The organism is Streptococcus oralis Uo5 (assembly GCF_000253155.1).
Lineage (GTDB): Bacteria > Bacillota > Bacilli > Lactobacillales > Streptococcaceae > Streptococcus > Streptococcus oralis_L.
On the sequence record NC_015291.1, the window covers coordinates 366,614 to 381,513 of the forward strand.

Genomic DNA, 14,900 nt, shown 5'->3' on the forward strand with positions numbered 1-14,900 from the left:
CGGTAAAAAGGGACTGAACCTGATTTGTTGGGGTTTTGTCTCATTAATATAAAAGAAAGGAATTGAACCCGACCTAAATCGTGGTTTCGTTCCGTAATATTAACAGAAAGGAATAAGGGTGTTCGTAATTGAACTCGAGCGGAAAGCTTGGAAATTAGATAAACCTCCTAAGAAATCAGGATTTCTTGTCGGTTTCCTAAATTTCAGTCGCTTTCTGTTCGCTCTTAGTATCTTGTATGAACAATACTGAATTTTATGATCGTCTGGGGGTGTCAAAAAACGCTTCGGCAGACGAGATCAAAAAGGCTTATCGTAAGCTTTCAAAAAAATATCACCCAGATATCAACAAGGAGCCTGGCGCTGAGGAAAAATATAAGGAAGTTCAAGAAGCCTATGAGACTTTGAGTGACGACCAAAAACGTGCAGCTTACGATCAGTATGGTGCTGCAGGTGCCAACGGTGGCTTTGGTGGTGCTGGCGGTTTTGGCGGCTTTGACGGAGCAGGTGGCTTCGGTGGTTTTGAAGATATCTTCTCAAGTTTTTTCGGGGGAGGCGGAGCTTCACGCAATCCAAACGCTCCTCGTCAAGGGGATGACCTCCAGTATCGTGTGAACTTGACCTTTGAAGAAGCTATCTTCGGAACGGAAAAAGAAGTTAAATACAATCGTGAAGCTAGCTGTCGTACATGTAATGGATCTGGTGCTAAACCAGGGACAAGTCCAGTCACTTGTGGACGCTGTCATGGCGCTGGTGTCATTAATGTCGATACGCAGACTCCTCTTGGTATGATGCGTCGCCAAGTAACCTGTGATGTCTGTCATGGTCGCGGAAAAGAAATCAAGGATCCATGTACAACTTGTCATGGAACGGGTCATGAAAAACAAGCTCATAGCGTACATGTGAAAATTCCTGCTGGTGTGGAAACTGGTCAACAAATTCGCCTAGCTGGTCAAGGTGAAGCAGGCTTTAACGGTGGACCTTATGGTGACTTGTATGTAGTAGTTTCTGTGGAAGCTAGCGATAAGTTTGAACGTGAAGGAACAACTATTTTCTACAAGTTAAATCTTAATATTGTCCAAGCTACTCTTGGAGATACTGTAGAAATTCCAACTGTTCATGGAGATGTTGAATTGGTTATCCCAGAAGGAACTCAGACTGGCAAGAAATTCCGTCTACGTGGCAAGGGAGCACCGAGCCTTCGTGGCGGTGCTGTTGGTGACCAATACGTTACTGTCAATGTCGTGACTCCGACAGGTTTGAACGACCGCCAAAAAGCAGCGCTTAAAGAATTCGCAGCTGCAGGTGACTTGAAAGTCAATCCAAAGAAAAAAGGCTTCTTTGACCATATAAAAGATGCCTTTGAAGGAGAATAAAACAAAAAGAGTCGATTGGCTCTTTTTTGTATAATCTTGGAAAATTTAGCATCGAGCAATCACTCTCCAATTAGTCTACTATTTATACTTTTGAGTCAGCAAGCCAGCTGCATCCATCTCCTGGATGAGTTGCTTGATTTCCGCTTCTTTACCAGGTTTAACGGTAACGGTATCAATGTGTTTGATTGCCGAATTATCCTGAATATCCACCAAAGTCAAAGCTTTTTCATAGAATGCGATTCCCTTTTTAAAACTTTCCTGATTATTCCAAAAGAGAAGTGAGTAATTGGGATTAAATTTCTTTCCGATTTCTTGAAGATACTTCTCGCCCTCCTCCTCTAAAAATTGTATTAAACCATGATTGAACAAGTTATCCCCTACTTTATAGTAGGAAATCTCTCCTGTCTGTAGGACATAGACTTCGAGTCGGTTTTTGGTGAGGTTAGGACTTTCTTTTAGGACGGGGTGGCTATTGATAACTTCATCAGAGAATGTCACATAAAAATTTAAGCCTCCACCCTCGAATTGGTAGTGTCCATTTGATTCTACTTTCTTAGGAGGCATGTCAAGGGAGATAAAGATTTGTTTTAAGGCTTCATTCCCCTCGCGGATGTCACTCGGTGAAGCCTTGAAAAGATTGAAAAGTAGTAGAAATGCTAGGGCTGCAAGCAGGCAGAGGCAACCACAAGGGATCGCGATGACCTTCGCTAGAACTTTAAAAAACTGTTTCATTTTCATTCCCTCCCTTTTCTGTTCGAATCGAGTAACCCAAAATGGATTTAAGGAAAGTTGGAGGCTTTCTTATTCTTGTTTTTCTTCTTGGAGGACCGCCATTCTGGTTTGGAAATCTTTTTCCAAGACTTTAAATTTGTAGGTTAAATCTTTTTGGTATTCTTTGATAAGGGCTTTTTGTTGGTCGATGATTTGTAGGCTGTTTTGGATGATATCCAAATCATCCTTGATAGCTTCGACGCGGTCAGTTGTATCTAGCACTTCATCCTGAATGGCTTGGCGATTTTTCACGACAAAATAACTTCCAGCTGCAGCTCCTGCAAATAGCAATAGATTGGATAGTTTCATGGCATCTCCTTAAGCATTTCTAATAGTTTCAGCGACTTGGGCAAGTTTGTCAAAGTCTGGTTCGTGGGCGATAAAGTCAATCTTGAGGTCATCTTCTGCACCGTAGCGGGGTACGAGATGCACGTGAGTATGAAAGACTGTTTGACCAGCAACTTCCTCACAGTTGGCGATGATGTTCATTCCGGCAGCCTTGGTAGCCTTCATAACTTTTTGAGCCACTGTTGGCACTTGGGCAAAGAGTTGGCTAGCACTTGTGGCATCCATCTTCAAAAGATTGCGATAATGTTCTTTTGGTACAATGAGGGTGTGTCCAGGCGTTACTTGAGAGATATCAAGAAAGGCAAGAACCTGCTCATCTTCGTATACTTTTGAAGCAGGAATCTCCCCTGCGATAATCTTACAAAAAATGCAATCTGACATAAAATCCACCTCTACTGTATTGAATTTTGATATAATATAGCTACATTATACCAGATTCGGAGAAAATATGTTAGAAATTAAAAACCTGACAGGAGGCTATGTTCACGTTCCTGTCTTGAAAGATGTGTCCTTTACAGTTGAAAGTGGGCAGTTGGTCGGTTTGATTGGGCTCAACGGTGCTGGGAAATCAACGACAATCAATGAGATTATTGGTCTGTTGACACCTTACAGTGGAGAAATCAAGATTAATGGTCTCACCCTGCGAGAAGATGCGACCAGCTATCGCAAGCAGATTGGCTATATCCCAGAAACGCCTACTCTGTATGAGGAATTGACTCTTAGAGAGCATATCGAGACGGTGGCTATGGCCTATGGTATTGAGCAAAAAGCGGCTTTTGAGCGAGTAGAATCTTTGTTAAAAATGTTTCGTTTGGATCAAAAATTAGATTGGTTTCCTGTGCATTTTTCCAAAGGAATGAAGCAGAAGGTCATGATTATCTGTGCCTTTGTCGTAGATCCGAGTCTTTTCATCGTTGATGAGCCTTTTCTTGGCCTCGATCCGCTGGCGATTGCCGACTTGATTCAGCTTTTAGAAGTAGAAAAGAAAAAAGGCAAGTCCATTCTTATGAGTACACACGTGCTAGACTCAGCAGAAAAGATGTGTGATGCCTTTGTCATTCTCCACAAGGGAGAGGTGCGGGCTCAGGGGAACCTCCAGCAACTCCGTGAAGCCTTTGACATGCCTGAAGCGAGTTTGAATGATATTTACTTGGCTCTGACCAAAGAGGAGGAGCTATGAAAGACTTGTTTTTAAAGAGAAAGCAGGCTTTTCGTAAGGAGTGTGTCGGTTATCTGCGTTATGTTCTCAATGACCACTTTGTCTTGTTCCTGCTAGTTCTCATCGGTTTTCTAGCTTACCAGTACAGTCAACTCCTGCAACATTTTCCTGAAAACCACTGGCCTATCCTCTTGTTTTTGGGGATTGTATCTGCCTTGCTTTTGGCTTGGGGAGGAATCGCGACCTACATGGAAGGGCCTGACAAGCTCTTTCTCTTAGTCAGTGAAGAGGAAGTTAAGTCTCACCTCAAAGGGCAGACGATGCGCTCACTGGTCTTTTGGCTCTTTGTCCAAACCCTTTTCTTGCTTTTATTTGCGCCCTTATTTTTAGCCATGGGTTATGGCTTGCCAGTCTTTCTCATCTATGTGCTTTTGTTGGGAGCTGGGAAATATCTCCTCTTTCGCCAAAAATCCAGTAAATTTTTTACAGAGACTGGGCTTGACTGGGACTATGTCGTTTCCCAAGAAAGCAAGCGCAAGCAAGTCTTGCTTCGTTTCTTTGCTCTCTTTACTCAGGTTAAGGGCGTTTCAAATAGTGTCAAACGTCGCGCTTATCTGGATTTCATCCTTAGAACAGTTCAGAAAGTGCCGAGCAAGATTTGGCAAAACCTCTATCTCCGTTCTTACTTGCGAAATGGAGACCTCTTTGCCCTCAGTCTCCGTCTCCTCTTCCTATCCTTGTTAGCTTTGCTCTTTATCGAGCAAGCTTGGATCGCGACAGCAGTAGTAGTTTTATTTAACTATCTCCTGCTCTTTCAGTTACTGGCTCTCTATCGTGCCTTTGACTACCAGTACTTGACCCAGCTCTTTCCTTTAGAAAAGGGTGAAAAAGAGAAGGGTTTGAAACAGATAGTGCTCGGTGTTGGAAGTGTCGTTCTTTTGTTGGAATTGCTAGTCGGAGCAGTAGTTTTTCAAGAAAAAATAGCCTTGTTGGCTCTTGTAGGAGCAAGTCTTGTCCTACAATTGTTTTATTTACCTTACCAAGTGAAAAGATTGGTTGACGAATAGACCAAAAACTAGTAGAATAGTAAGGAAACTTTATACGGAGGAAAGAAATGGACTTGGGTGATAATGAGCTAACGCTGACCCCTATCCCTGGGAAGAGCGGCAAAGCTTATATGGGAAGCTACCCTGATGGGAAGCGCGTCTTTGTAAAAATGAACACCTCTCCAATCCTACCTGGCCTAGCCAGAGAACAAATCGCTCCTCAATTACTTTGGACTCGTCGTTTGCCAGATGGCCGTGATATGTGTGCTCAGGAATGGCTGACGGGTAAAATCTTGACCCCTTACGATATGAGTCGCAAGCAGATTATCAATATCTTGAACCGCCTTCACCGCTCGCGTCCCTTGATGAAGCAGTTGAGCCGTTTGGGTTATACCATGGAAACACCAGTTGATTTGCTACGTTCTTGGCAGCAAGGAGTTCCAGAAATCTTGAAGCAGAACCACTATTTGAACAGTGTGATTGCTGAGCTAGGTAAGACGGTTCCAGGTTTTAGGGAAGACCATGCAACGATTGTGCATGGAGATCTTCGCCATAGTAATTGGATTGAGACAGAGAGTGGACTCGTTTATCTAGTGGATTGGGATTCGGTTCGTCTGACGGATCGTATGTTTGATGTGGCGCATTTGCTATGCCACTACATTCCAGATCAGCAGTGGCGCCAATGGTTGAGAGACTACGGCTATAAGTACAATCAGACAGTGTTAGATAAATTGTATTGGTATGGTCAGTATTCTTACTTGAACCAGATTGCCAAATACTGTGAAAATCAAGATTTAGACAATGTAAACCGGGAGATTTACGCCTTGCGTGTCTTCCGTGACAAGTATGGAAAGAAGAGATGAGAGTTAGAAATCGTAAAGGGGCGACAGAATTACTAGAGGCCAATCCTCAGTATGTAGTCCTCAATCCCTTAGAAGCAAAAGGGAAATGGCGAGACTTGTTTGGAAATGATCATCCTATTCATGTTGAAGTTGGAAGTGGAAAAGGGGCCTTCGTATCAGGAATGGCCAAGCAAAATCCTGACATCAACTACATCGGGATTGACATTCAAAAGTCGGTATTGAGTTATGCCTTGGACAAGGTATTAGAAGTTGGAGTGCCCAACATCAAGTTGCTGTGGGTAGATGGTTCAGATCTGACTGACTACTTTGAAGACGGTGAGATTGATCGTCTCTACCTAAACTTTTCAGATCCCTGGCCTAAAAAACGCCATGAAAAGCGTCGTTTGACTTACAAGAGTTTCTTGGATACCTTCAAGCGCATCTTACCTGAGAATGGGGAAATCCATTTCAAGACGGATAACCGTGGCTTATTTGAGTACAGCCTGGTGAGCTTTTCTCAGTATGGGATGAAACTAAATGGGGTTTGGCTGGACTTGCATGCCAGTGATTTTGAGGGCAATGTCATGACAGAATATGAGCAAAAATTCTCCAGCAAAGGTCAAGTGATCTACCGAGTTGAAGCAGAATTTTAAGAAATAGCTTGAAAACCAGCTGTTTGAGTGCTAATGCTTTACATAAATTGACAAACGTGCTATACTGATAGTAAGAATATGAGAAAGAGAGGCGGGGAAATATCTTCGCCTCTTGCTTATGAGGAGGTGGACGCAATCGCAACAATCGTAGAATTAGTCAGAGAAGTTGTAGAACCTGTCATCCAAGCGCCTTTCGAGCTCGTGGATATCGAGTATGGAAAGATTGGCAGTGACATGATTCTCAGTATTTTTGTAGATAAACCCGAAGGAATTACCTTGAACGACACGGCAGACCTGACAGAAATTATCAGTCCTGTCCTAGACACCATCAAGCCCGATCCCTTCCCAGAACAATATTTCCTAGAAATCACTAGTCCAGGCTTGGAACGTCCTTTGAAAACCAAGGATGCCGTCGCTGGAGCAGTTGGGAAATACATCCATGTTGGGCTCTACCAAGCTATCGATAAGCAAAAAGTCTTTGAAGGTACCTTGGTATCCTTTGAAGGGGATGAGTTGACCATGGAATATATGAACAAGACGCGTAAGAAAACCGTCCAAATTCCATACAGTTTAGTATCAAAAGCACGTTTAGCAGTAAAACTATAGAAAAGAAAGGATAGCTTTTGAGGATTCAAAAGTAAAAAGAACATGAGTAAAGAAATGCTAGAGGCCTTCCGCATTTTGGAAGAAGACAAGGGAATCAAAAAAGAAGACATCATTGACGCAGTAGTAGAGTCACTTCGTTCCGCTTATCGTAGACGCTATGGTCAATCAGACAGCGTAGCCATTGACTTCAATGAAAAAACAGGTGACTTTACTGTCTATACTGTTCGTGAAGTTGTAGATGAAGTATTTGATAGCCGTTTGGAAATCAGCTTGAAAGATGCCCTTGCCATTAATTCAGCCTATGAGCTTGGTGATAAGATTAAGTTTGAAGAAGCACCAGCTGAGTTTGGTCGTGTAGCAGCCCAATCTGCTAAACAAACCATCATGGAAAAAATGCGCAAGCAAACACGTGCCATCACTTACAATACTTACAAAGAACATGAACAAGAAATCATGTCTGGTACGGTAGAACGTTTTGACAACCGTTTCATCTATGTCAATCTTGGCAGCATCGAAGCTCAATTGTCCAAACAAGACCAAATCCCTGGAGAAGTCTTTGCTTCCCACGACCGTATCGAAGTTTATGTCTACAAGGTTGAAGACAATCCTCGTGGTGTGAACGTCTTTGTTAGCCGTAGCCATCCAGAGATGATTAAACGCTTGATGGAGCAAGAAATTCCAGAAGTTTACGATGGAACTGTTGAAATCATGAGCGTAGCTCGTGAAGCTGGTGACCGTACAAAGGTTGCTGTTCGTAGCCACAATCCAAACGTGGATGCTATCGGGACCATCGTTGGTCGTGGTGGTGCTAATATCAAGAAAATCACTAGCAAATTCCACCCAGCTCGTTACGATGCCAAGAGCGATCGCATGATTCCTGTCGAAGAAAACATCGACGTTATTGAGTGGGTAGCAGATCCAGCTGAGTTCATCTACAATGCCATCGCACCTGCAGAGGTTGACCAAGTTATCTTTGATGAAAATGACAGCAAACGTGCCTTGGTCGTTGTACCTGATAACAAACTTTCTCTTGCTATCGGTCGTCGTGGACAAAACGTTCGCTTGGCAGCTCACTTGACGGGTTACCGTATCGATATCAAGTCTGCCAGTGAGTTTGAAGCTATGGAAGAAGCAGGTCAAGTTGATTACGCAGTTGCGGATGAATTGATCGAAGAATAAAAGCTGCTAGAGGAGGGAAAGATGAAAACAAGAAAAATCCCTTTGCGCAAGTCTGTTGTATCTAACGAAGTGATTGATAAGCGTGATTTGCTCCGCATTGTCAAGAACAAAGAAGGGCAAGTCTTTATTGATCCGACAGGCAAGGCAAATGGCCGTGGCGCTTATATCAAGCTAGACAATGCAGAAGCCCTAGAGGCCAAAAAGAAGAAAGTCTTTAACCGCAGCTTTAACATGGAAGTTGAAGAAAGCTTTTATGACGAGTTGATCGCCTATGTGGATCACAAAGTAAAAAGAAGAGAGTTAGGACTTGAATAAGCAAAAGATAAGCAATCTCTTGGGACTTGCTCAGCGAGCAGGCAGGATCATATCGGGTGAGGAATTGGTAGTCAAGGCTATCCAAGACCAGAAAGCCAAGCTAGTCTTTCTAGCCCATGATGCTGGCCCTAATCTAACCAAGAAGATTCAAGATAAAAGTGACTATTATCAAGTAGAAGTTATAACCGTGTTTTCAACACTGGAATTAAGCATAGCAGTCGGGAAATCGAGAAAGGTTTTGGCTGTGACAGATGCTGGATTTACAAAGAAAATGAGGTCTCTTATGGAATAGAAGAGGAGGACATGATTTGTCTAAGAAAAGATTGTACGAAATCGCAAAAGAACTTGGGAAAGAAAGTAAAGAAGTTGTAGCGCGTGCAAAAGAGTTGGGCTTGGATGTAAAAAGCCACTCATCGAGCGTGGAAGCTGCTGCTGCTGAGCAAATCGCAGCTAGCTTTAAATCTGCACCTGCTCCTAAGGCAGAAGCAAAACCTGCAGCACCAAAAGCAAGTGTAGAAAAGAAAGCAGAAAAGCCTGCATCAGCTAAACCAGCTGTCGCTAAGGAAGAAAGCAAACCAGCTACACCTGCAGCTCCTAAGGAAGAAAAAGTAGTGGCCGCAAGACCACAAAGTCGAAACTTCAAGGCGGAGCGTGAGGCGCGTGCCAAAGAGCAGGCAGAGCGACGCAAACAAAACAAGGGTAACAACCGTGACCAACAACAAAACGGCAACCGTCAGAAAAACGATGGTCGTAATGGTGGAAAAACTGGTCAAGGAAACCGCGACAATCGCCGATTTAACGACCAAGGGAAAAAACCACAAGGTCAAGGAAATCGTGGCAATGATCGCCGTCAGCAACAAGACTTCCAGCCAAAACAAGCTGGACCACGTGTTGACTTTAAAGCCCGTGCAGCAGCCCTAAAAGCAGAGCAAAATGCAGAATACGCACGCTCAAGCGAGGAGCGCTTCAAACAATCGCAAGCTGCTAAAGAGGCTTTGGCTCAAGCTAATAAACGCAAGGAACCTGAGGAAATCTTTGAGGAAGCTGCTAAGCTAGCTGAACAAACGCAGCCAGCCGTAGCAGTAGCTCCAGTAGCGAAAGAAGCGCCAGTGGATACACGTCGTAAAAAACAAGCTCGACCAGACAAAGAACGTGACGATTATGATCACGAAGAAGATGGTCCTAGAAAACAACAAAAGAATCGAAGTAGTCAGAATCAAGTGAGAAATCAAAGAAATAGTAACTGGAACAACAATAAAAAAGAAATAAAAAAAGGTAACAAGCAAAACAACCGTAACCAGACTCCAAAACCTGTTACAGAACGTAAGTTCCATGAATTGCCAACAGAATTTGAATATACGGATGGTATGACCGTTGCGGAAATCGCAAAACGTATCAAACGTGAACCAGCTGAAATTGTTAAGAAACTCTTTATGATGGGTGTTATGGCTACACAAAACCAATCGTTGGATGGAGAAACCATTGAACTCCTATTGGTAGATTATGGTATCGAAGCCAAACAAAAGGTTGAAGTGGACAATGCCGACATCGAGCGTTTCTTCGTCGAAGATGGCTATCTTAATGAAGATGAATTGGTTGAGCGTCCACCAGTTGTGACCATCATGGGGCACGTTGACCATGGTAAAACAACCCTTCTAGATACCCTTCGTAACTCTCGTGTTGCAACAGGAGAAGCAGGTGGTATCACTCAGCATATTGGTGCCTACCAAATCGTGGAAAATGGCAAGAAGATTACCTTCCTTGATACACCAGGACACGCGGCCTTTACCTCTATGCGTGCGCGTGGTGCATCTGTTACCGATATTACCATCTTGGTTGTAGCGGCCGACGATGGGGTTATGCCTCAGACTATCGAAGCCATCAACCACTCAAAAGCGGCCAACGTTCCAATCATCGTGGCTATCAACAAGATTGATAAACCAGGTGCTAACCCAGAACGCGTTATCGGTGAATTGGCAGAGCATGGTGTCATGTCAACAGCTTGGGGTGGAGATTCTGAATTTGTTGAAATCTCAGCTAAATTCAACCAAAATATCGATGAACTCTTGGAAACAGTCCTTCTTGTGGCTGAAATCCAAGAACTCAAGGCAGACCCAACAGTGCGTGCTATCGGTACGGTTATCGAAGCGCGCTTGGATAAAGGGAAAGGTGCGGTCGCAACCCTTCTTGTGCAACAAGGTACTCTGAATGTGCAAGACCCTATCGTTGTCGGAAATACCTTCGGTCGTGTCCGTGCTATGACCAATGACCTTGGTCGTCGTGTCAAGGTTGCTGGACCATCAACGCCCGTTTCTATCACAGGTTTGAACGAAGCACCAATGGCGGGTGACCACTTTGCCGTTTACGAAGATGAAAAATCTGCGCGTGCAGCCGGTGAAGAGCGTGCAAAACGTGCCCTCATGAAACAACGTCAAGCTACCCAACGTGTCAGCCTTGAAAACCTCTTTGATACGCTTAAAGCTGGTGAACTCAAATCAGTTAACGTTATCATCAAGGCCGACGTACAAGGTTCGGTTGAAGCCCTTTCTGCCTCACTTCAAAAGATCGATGTAGAAGGTGTAAAAGTTACCATCGTTCACTCAGCGGTCGGTGCTATCAACGAATCTGACGTGACTCTTGCGGAAGCTTCAAATGCCTTTATCATCGGTTTCAACGTCCGCCCTACGCCACAAGCTCGTCAACAAGCAGATGCTGACGATGTCGAAATCCGTCTCCACAGCATTATCTACAAGGTTATCGAAGAGATGGAAGAAGCTATGAAAGGGATGTTGGATCCTGAATTTGAAGAAAAAATCATCGGTGAAGCTCTTATCCGTGAAACCTTCAAGGTGTCTAAAGTGGGAACTATCGGTGGATTTATGGTTATCAACGGTAAGGTTACCCGTGACTCTAAAGTCCGTGTTATCCGTGACGGTGTTGTTATCTATGACGGTGAACTCGCGAGCTTGAAACACTACAAAGACGACGTGAAAGAAGTTACAAACGGTCGTGAAGGTGGATTGATGATTGATGGCTACAATGATATCAAGATGGATGATGTGATTGAGGCCTACATCATGGAAGAAATCAAACGTTAAGATTTTTGCTCCTTTCTTAGGTGGTGAGGGACGCAAGCAAACCAATGGTTTCATTGCTTATTTTTGAGCCTAGTGTCTCAAAAATCCCCTGTGATGGGACTGATAAATCAGTTCCATCACTTTCACCACAGCGAAAGAAGCGGGTGGTTTCAAATTGAACTTTGTTTCAATTTGAAATGAAAATCAATAAGTTTAAAAATAGCTAGGTCTGCTGGCCTAGCTTTTGGTTCATTATAAAAGTGAAAGGAAGAAACATGGCAAATCATTTCCGTACGGATCGTGTGGGCATGGAAATTAAGCGCGAAGTCAATGAGATTTTGCAAAAGAAAGTCCGTGATCCCCGTGTCCAAGGTGTGACCATCACAGATGTTCAGATGCTAGGTGACTTGTCTGTTGCTAAGGTTTACTACACCATTTTGAGTAACCTTGCTTCGGATAGCCAAAAAGCTCAAATCGGGCTTGAAAAAGCAACTGGTACTATCAAACGTGAACTTGGTCGCAATTTGAAATTGTACAAAATCCCAGATTTAACCTTTGTCAAAGACGAGTCCATTGAATATGGAAACAAGATTGACGCAATGCTACGCAATCTGGATAAGAACTAATACTCTTCGAAAATCAAATTCAAACCATTTCAGCGTCGCCTTGCCGTACTCAAGTACAGCCTGCGGCTAGCTTCCTAGTTTGCTCTATGATTTTCATTGAGTATAAGAAAGAGGGGATACCCCTCTTTTTTCTTGTCAGAGTAGTCTGTTTGCTAATCATCAATATGTTGCCCTTGTAAAAGGCAGTTTAAAAAATTTGTAAATTTCAAATAGTATGATATGATAAAGTCTGATATGAATGAAAAACGGAGAGACATATGGCTAAACAAGATATAGCTATGCAAGTACTGCAACAAGTGGTGAAATTACCCGTAGTCAAAGTTGATCGAGAGAAATTTTTAGTAGAAAAGTTTTCAAAGGAACTAGACCGCAAGGATATTGCAACCTTATTAGAACAAGGGCCGACTTCTTTGTTACCTCAGGAAAGTTTGGACCGAGTGGCAAAGGCCTGTATTAAGGACAATGTATTGCTGGCCAGCGGCACTTCGGTATTGGCAGGGCTACCTGGAGGCCTAGCTATGGCAATTACCATTCCAACAGATGTAGCTCAGTTTTACGCTTTCTCATTAAAACTAGCTCAGGAACTAGGGTATATTTACGGATTTGAAGATCTCTGGGCATCGCGCAATGAGTTGAGCGAGGAAGCTAAAAACACACTCCTACTGTATCTCGGTGTGATGCTGGGAGTAAATGGCGCAGGTGCCCTGCTTCGATCAGGCGGTGTGACAGTAGCCAAGCAAGTCATAAAAGTAGTGAACAAGAAAGCCTTGACAAAAACTCTTTGGTATCCAATTTTAGAAAAAGTTTTGAAAATTTTTGGAGTCAATCTGACAAAAGGAGGCTTAGCTAAAGGGATGGGGAAAGTGATCCCTATCCTAGGTGGAGTCATTTCTGGTGGCTTAACTTTTGCGACCATGAAACCGATGGGAGAAAGATTGCAACAGGAATTGTCCAAGCTAGTCAACTACAATGAAGTGCAATATCAAAGAGACGTTGATATTATCCGAAAAGAGGTCGAAATCATCGAAGGAGAGTAATATGGGACTTATAAAAACTCTAGCTAAAACTTACGGGAATTACTTTTTTACGATGCAGGGTTTAAAAGTGATGAAAACAATGAAAAAAGATGACAATCTTGTTGTTGGTCTAGGAAAGTTATTTCTTGTAGATAAGTTAATGGATACGGCTCACTGGTTAGCAAAGCCAGATGATAAGGAATAACTTGAAATGAAAGAAACTAGCAGGAACACCACTGCTAGTTTTTTAATCTCTTCCCATATGGTATAATATAAGCAGTAAAATCATTTTAGAACATACATGGAGGTCGTCATGGATAATATCATAGATGTGTCAATTCCCGTTGCAGAAGTGGTGGACAAGCATCCAGAAGTCTTAGAAATTCTAGTGGAGCTGGGTTTTAAACCACTAGCCAATCCCTTGATGCGCAATACAGTCGGTCGCAAAGTATCGCTCAAGCAGGGTTCTAAGCTTGAAGGAACTCCTATGGACAAGATTGTCCGCACACTGGAAGCGAATGGTTACGAAGTGATTGGATTAGACTAATGGCAGATGAACGGATTCATATCCTACGGGATATTTTGTTAGAATTGCACAATGGTGCCTCTCCTGAGTCAGTTCAGGAGCGTTTTGATGCGACCTTTACAGGTGTCTCGGCAATTGAGATTTCTCTCATGGAGCACGAGCTGATGAACTCAGACTCAGGTGTCACCTTTGAAGATGTCATGGAACTCTGTGATGTTCATGCTAATCTTTTTAAAAATGCTGTTAAGGGTGTCGAAGTAGAGGATACCGAGCATCCTGGCCACCCCGTTCGCGTCTTCAAGGATGAAAATCTGGCTCTTCGTGCAGCCTTGATTCGCATTCGGAGATTGTTGGATACCTATGAGTCTATGGAAGACGAGGAAATGCTTGCGGAGATGCGCAAGGGTTTGGTCCGTCAAATGGGGCTTTTGGGGCAATTTGACATTCACTACCAGCGCAAGGAAGAGCTCTTCTTTCCCATCATGGAGCGCTATGGTCACGATTCACCTCCAAAAGTTATGTGGGGAGTGGATGATCAGATCAGAGAACTCTTTCAGACAGCTCTAGCGACGGTTAAGGCACTACCAGAAGTGTCGATTAACACTGTAAAAGAAGATTTCGAAGCTTTTGCGACAGAGTTTGAAAGTATGATTTTCAAGGAAGAGTCCATCCTTCTCATGATTCTCCTTGAGTCTTTCACCCAGGATGATTGGATTCAGATTGCGGAGGAGAGCGATTCTTACGGCTATGCCATCATCCGTCCGTCTGAGAAATGGGTGCCAGAACGCCAGAGTTTCCTTGAGGAAAAGAGCTCAGAGGAGCCAGTTCAACTAGACACGGCTGAAGGTCAAGTTCAGCAAGTTATCGATACGCCAGAAGGACAGTTCACCATTACCTTTACCCCTAAGGAAAAGGAAGCAGTGCTGGACCGTCATAGTCAACAGACTTTTGGCAATGGCTATCTCTCCGTCGAGCAGGCCAACCTCATCCTCAATCACCTCCCTATGGAGATTACCTTTGTTAATAAGGACGATATTTTCCAGTATTACAATGACAATACGCCAGCCGATGAGATGATTTTCAAACGGACGCCGTCCCAAGTCGGGCGCAATGTAGAACTCTGCCATCCGCCCAAGTACCTAGAAAAGGTGAAGGCTGTTATGAAAGGTCTTCGTGAAGGGGTCAAGGACAAGTATGAAATGTGGTTCAAGTCAGAGTCGCGAGGCAAGTTTGTCCATATCACCTATGCCGCAGTACACGATGAAAACGGGGAATTCCAAGGTGTGCTAGAGTATGTTCAGGATATTCAGCCCTATCGTGAGATTGATACGGACTACTTCCGTGGATTAGAATAAGGAGAAGC

General features: G+C 43.5%; 18 protein-coding genes. 15 read left to right on the plus strand and 3 right to left on the minus strand.

What is annotated here, in order from left to right; all coding sequences use genetic code 11:
* Positions 1–236 precede the first annotated feature (236 nt).
* A complete protein-coding gene (gene dnaJ / locus SOR_RS01825; protein WP_001066315.1) occupies positions 237–1,373 on the plus strand; it encodes a molecular chaperone DnaJ in 1,137 nt (378 codons plus the stop codon).
* A gap of 78 nt (positions 1,374–1,451) precedes the next feature.
* On the opposite strand, the gene SOR_RS01830 is transcribed toward dnaJ, so the two are convergent.
* The 3 genes from SOR_RS01830 to SOR_RS01840 form a co-directional block, all read right to left on the minus strand.
* Positions 1,452–2,105 carry a hypothetical protein gene (locus SOR_RS01830; RefSeq protein WP_000808554.1) on the minus strand — a complete coding sequence of 218 codons (654 nt, stop codon included), beginning with the start codon at positions 2,103–2,105 and terminating at the stop codon, positions 1,452–1,454.
* 69 nt (positions 2,106–2,174) lie between these two features.
* Positions 2,175–2,453 (minus strand): hypothetical protein, encoded by a 279-nt coding sequence (locus SOR_RS01835; RefSeq protein WP_000777740.1) that lies wholly within the window; start codon positions 2,451–2,453, stop codon positions 2,175–2,177.
* Between the two features lie 9 nt (positions 2,454–2,462).
* Positions 2,463–2,873, minus strand: coding sequence for an HIT family protein (locus SOR_RS01840; protein WP_001278310.1), 411 nt, complete (start codon positions 2,871–2,873; stop codon positions 2,463–2,465).
* 67 nt (positions 2,874–2,940) lie between these two features.
* On the opposite strand from SOR_RS01840, the gene SOR_RS01845 reads away from it, so the two are divergent.
* The 14 genes from SOR_RS01845 to SOR_RS01910 all read left to right on the plus strand — a co-directional run bounded on the left by SOR_RS01845 (position 2,941) and on the right by SOR_RS01910 (position 14,892).
* A complete protein-coding gene (locus SOR_RS01845) occupies positions 2,941–3,672 on the plus strand; it encodes an ABC transporter ATP-binding protein (protein WP_000889946.1) in 732 nt (243 codons plus the stop codon).
* Positions 3,669–4,718 carry an ABC transporter permease gene (locus SOR_RS01850; RefSeq protein WP_000653788.1) on the plus strand — a complete coding sequence of 350 codons (1,050 nt, stop codon included), beginning with the start codon at positions 3,669–3,671 and terminating at the stop codon, positions 4,716–4,718. Before SOR_RS01845 ends, SOR_RS01850 begins: the two co-directional genes overlap by 4 nt.
* Positions 4,719–4,765: 47 nt before the next feature.
* Entirely contained in the window at positions 4,766–5,560 is a 795-nt protein-coding gene (gene ccrZ, locus SOR_RS01855; RefSeq protein WP_000363021.1) for a cell cycle regulator CcrZ, read from the plus strand.
* On the plus strand, positions 5,557–6,192 hold the full coding sequence (gene trmB / locus SOR_RS01860) for a tRNA (guanosine(46)-N7)-methyltransferase TrmB (protein WP_001266088.1): 636 nt from the start codon (positions 5,557–5,559) through the stop codon (positions 6,190–6,192). Before ccrZ ends, trmB begins: the two co-directional genes overlap by 4 nt.
* A 126-nt stretch (positions 6,193–6,318) precedes the next feature.
* Positions 6,319–6,798 (plus strand): ribosome maturation factor RimP, encoded by a 480-nt coding sequence (rimP, locus tag SOR_RS01865; protein WP_041170805.1) that lies wholly within the window; start codon positions 6,319–6,321, stop codon positions 6,796–6,798.
* Between the two features lie 42 nt (positions 6,799–6,840).
* Complete coding sequence (gene nusA / locus SOR_RS01870; RefSeq protein ID WP_000032280.1) at positions 6,841–7,977, plus strand: transcription termination factor NusA; 1,137 nt, start codon at positions 6,841–6,843, stop codon at positions 7,975–7,977.
* Between the two features lie 21 nt (positions 7,978–7,998).
* Complete coding sequence (gene rnpM / locus SOR_RS01875) at positions 7,999–8,292, plus strand: RNase P modulator RnpM (RefSeq protein ID WP_000857560.1); 294 nt, start codon at positions 7,999–8,001, stop codon at positions 8,290–8,292.
* Entirely contained in the window at positions 8,285–8,584 is a 300-nt protein-coding gene (locus SOR_RS01880; RefSeq protein WP_001041396.1) for a YlxQ-related RNA-binding protein, read from the plus strand. The genes rnpM and SOR_RS01880 overlap by 8 nt, the downstream gene beginning before the upstream one ends.
* 16 nt (positions 8,585–8,600) lie before the next feature.
* Complete coding sequence (gene infB / locus SOR_RS01885; protein ID WP_000039178.1) at positions 8,601–11,390, plus strand: translation initiation factor IF-2; 2,790 nt, start codon at positions 8,601–8,603, stop codon at positions 11,388–11,390.
* 254 nt (positions 11,391–11,644) lie between these two features.
* Positions 11,645–11,995 carry a 30S ribosome-binding factor RbfA gene (gene rbfA, locus SOR_RS01890; protein ID WP_001273604.1) on the plus strand — a complete coding sequence of 117 codons (351 nt, stop codon included), beginning with the start codon at positions 11,645–11,647 and terminating at the stop codon, positions 11,993–11,995.
* A 257-nt stretch (positions 11,996–12,252) separates the two neighbouring features.
* Entirely contained in the window at positions 12,253–13,032 is a 780-nt protein-coding gene (locus SOR_RS01895; protein ID WP_001118421.1) for a hypothetical protein, read from the plus strand.
* A gap of 1 nt (position 13,033) precedes the next feature.
* Positions 13,034–13,216 (plus strand): hypothetical protein, encoded by a 183-nt coding sequence (locus SOR_RS01900; protein ID WP_000522942.1) that lies wholly within the window; start codon positions 13,034–13,036, stop codon positions 13,214–13,216.
* A 108-nt stretch (positions 13,217–13,324) separates the two neighbouring features.
* Complete coding sequence (locus tag SOR_RS01905) at positions 13,325–13,558, plus strand: DUF1858 domain-containing protein (RefSeq protein WP_000368739.1); 234 nt, start codon at positions 13,325–13,327, stop codon at positions 13,556–13,558.
* Positions 13,558–14,892: a DUF438 domain-containing protein gene (locus SOR_RS01910; protein ID WP_000752867.1), complete on the plus strand. Its 1,335-nt coding sequence runs from the start codon at positions 13,558–13,560 to the stop codon at positions 14,890–14,892. Before SOR_RS01905 ends, SOR_RS01910 begins: the two co-directional genes overlap by 1 nt.
* Positions 14,893–14,900: the final 8 nt, after the last annotated feature.

Coding starts and splice junctions, on each gene's coding strand:
- dnaJ (WP_001066315.1), top strand. CDS start 237: ATGAACAATACTGAATTTTATGATCGTCTGGGGGTGTCAAAAAACGCT.
- SOR_RS01830 (WP_000808554.1), bottom strand. CDS start 2,105: ATGAAACAGTTTTTTAAAGTTCTAGCGAAGGTCATCGCGATCCCTTGT.
- SOR_RS01835 (WP_000777740.1), bottom strand. CDS start 2,453: ATGAAACTATCCAATCTATTGCTATTTGCAGGAGCTGCAGCTGGAAGT.
- SOR_RS01840 (WP_001278310.1), bottom strand. CDS start 2,873: ATGTCAGATTGCATTTTTTGTAAGATTATCGCAGGGGAGATTCCTGCT.
- SOR_RS01845 (WP_000889946.1), top strand. CDS start 2,941: ATGTTAGAAATTAAAAACCTGACAGGAGGCTATGTTCACGTTCCTGTC.
- SOR_RS01850 (WP_000653788.1), top strand. CDS start 3,669: ATGAAAGACTTGTTTTTAAAGAGAAAGCAGGCTTTTCGTAAGGAGTGT.
- ccrZ (WP_000363021.1), top strand. CDS start 4,766: ATGGACTTGGGTGATAATGAGCTAACGCTGACCCCTATCCCTGGGAAG.
- trmB (WP_001266088.1), top strand. CDS start 5,557: ATGAGAGTTAGAAATCGTAAAGGGGCGACAGAATTACTAGAGGCCAAT.
- nusA (WP_000032280.1), top strand. CDS start 6,841: ATGAGTAAAGAAATGCTAGAGGCCTTCCGCATTTTGGAAGAAGACAAG.
- rnpM (WP_000857560.1), top strand. CDS start 7,999: ATGAAAACAAGAAAAATCCCTTTGCGCAAGTCTGTTGTATCTAACGAA.
- rbfA (WP_001273604.1), top strand. CDS start 11,645: ATGGCAAATCATTTCCGTACGGATCGTGTGGGCATGGAAATTAAGCGC.
- SOR_RS01895 (WP_001118421.1), top strand. CDS start 12,253: ATGGCTAAACAAGATATAGCTATGCAAGTACTGCAACAAGTGGTGAAA.
- SOR_RS01900 (WP_000522942.1), top strand. CDS start 13,034: ATGGGACTTATAAAAACTCTAGCTAAAACTTACGGGAATTACTTTTTT.
- SOR_RS01905 (WP_000368739.1), top strand. CDS start 13,325: ATGGATAATATCATAGATGTGTCAATTCCCGTTGCAGAAGTGGTGGAC.
- SOR_RS01910 (WP_000752867.1), top strand. CDS start 13,558: ATGGCAGATGAACGGATTCATATCCTACGGGATATTTTGTTAGAATTG.